General features: G+C 63.0%; 1 protein-coding gene. It reads right to left on the reverse strand.

Going from position 1 to position 1,924, the window contains the following annotated elements; translation table 11 throughout:
• Positions 1–274: 274 nt before the first annotated feature.
• Positions 275–1,609 carry an IS110 family transposase gene (locus ACOVRJ_RS09470; RefSeq protein WP_422043607.1) on the reverse strand — a complete coding sequence of 445 codons (1,335 nt, stop codon included), beginning with the start codon at positions 1,607–1,609 and terminating at the stop codon, positions 275–277.
• Positions 1,610–1,924: the final 315 nt, after the last annotated feature.

The following is a 1,924-nucleotide window of genomic DNA, read 5'->3' on the forward strand; positions in this document are numbered from 1 at the left end:
CCCACCAGCTGACATGTTGCTTCACCGAGTCCTCAACTGGACTCCCGACATTGCAATGATTCTGCCGCCCACCATCGACTTGCGGGAGCTACGGGACCTCCCGGATCATGAGCTTCAGTACATCTACTTGGATCACATCCACGCGCTACACTGCCTTTATTTTGGGGCTCTCGCTGCCGCCTTTGGCAGGAGCGAGTTGTACGCGTGAGCAGCACGCACCGCGGTGACGCCTCTCAGGAAACTCCTTCCAAGTAGTTGATTTGATTGGCTGTTTTCAGCCGCCTGCGGGCACGACGAGCATGCCGAGCTTGTTGGCCCGGCGCTGAAGCTGGCGCACGGCACGCTCTCGGTAGCGCTCTTCGTAGTACAGCTGGCCCTGGTCGGTGTACTCCTGGCCCTTGGTCAGCATGGCGTAGATCAGCCTGGCCAGCTTGTGCGCCGCAGCCGTTACTGCCTTGGCCTTGTCCATCCGGCCACACAGTGTCCTGAAGTACGCTCCCAAGGCCGACTGGCTGGTTCTCAGTGCCGCTGCGGCCTGCTTCAGGGCTTGTGTGGCGCGGTTGGCGCTGTGTTTGCTGGCGGCACCGAGCCTCTTGCCGCCGCTGATGTTCGTTCCCGGGCACAGCCCCAGCCAGGATGCGAAGTGCTTGTCGCTGGGGAAGCGGCTCATGTCCGTGCCGACCTCGCTGACGATCGTCATGGCGGTGCTCACGTCGATGCCATTGATGCGCGTGAGGTCAACACCGCACATCTTGAACAAGCGCTCTCGCACATCGAACTTCGGTGCGTTCTTGGCCTTGCTGCGCTTCTTGCCCTTCTCCGGCTCCTGCGTGAAGCGCTGCAGCACCTGCATCGCTCGCTCGATTTCCACTTCGCACTGCTCGATCTGCTGGCTGCAGAAGTCGAACGTGGCCAGTGCCACCTTCAACGCCAGCAGATGTTCTGCGCGCCAGTTGCCCTGCAGGCTGGCTGCGATCTCTTGCTCGCTGGCCTTGATGCGCGCGTCCCTGTAGCTGGCCAACTCCTGCGGGTCCCGTTCGCCGGCCACGATGGCCCGCACGATCTTCTGCCCCGTCACGCCGGCGACGTCGCTGATCGCGTTGGTCAGCTGCACGTTCATCATCGTCAGCGCCTTCTGCATGTGCTGCACGCTCCTGCTCTGGTCGCGCAGCAGCCTGCTGCGCAGCCGGTTGAGCTCACGTAACTCGCACATCTGGTCCTGCGGCCGGAACGCTCCCCTGAGCAGCCCGTAGCTCAGCAAGCGCTGCAGCCATTGGCAATCCAGCACGTCGCTCTTGCGGCCCGATACTCCCTTGACGTGCCGCGCGTGCACCAGCAGCACTTCCAAGCCCCGCCGCTCCAGAACCTCGTACACAGGTATCCAGTACACCCCGGTGGACTCCAGCGCCACGATCCTCACGCCGCTGCTCAGCAGCCAGTCCGCCATCTCGTGAAGATCCTTCGTGTAGCACCCGAACTCCCGCACCGTCTGCCCCGGTGCATCGCCCCGGATGGCCACGTGGTGGCTGGACCCACCCACGTCCACCCCGGCAGCATCCGGGTGCACCACCTCCAGCTTCATCGCTTCCTTGATCTTGCTCGTCGCCATGTCCTGCTCCATCATCTGTTGCGGGATGCGGAGCCGATGTCGGGAACGTCGTCTTAGCTCACTCTCTCAGACGGGATGCGTGCCCATCGGCCTTACAGCCAGCAAGCAGCGCTCACCAATATCGATAACGTCACCCAGGACCAACCTAACCCGCGGGCATGCAGCGCCAGTGTCGTTACGGTCTTCGTCGGCTCCGCACCCCACCATGCCACATAAACGCGCACAGTTTCATCGGTACGATTCGCGGGCAGCGCCAGCGATGACGCCTAACCCCTCGCTCAAGCTGACCCGCTACGGCAGGCACTGTAAGCCCGG

Source organism: Roseateles sp. (genome assembly GCF_049240545.1).
GTDB lineage: Bacteria > Pseudomonadota > Gammaproteobacteria > Burkholderiales > Burkholderiaceae_C > Paucibacter_A.

Bases quoted from the DNA above. Each gene is read 5' to 3' on its own strand.
- ACOVRJ_RS09470 (WP_422043607.1), bottom strand. From the start codon at position 1,609: ATGGCGACGAGCAAGATCAAGGAAGCGATGAAGCTGGAGGTGGTGCAC.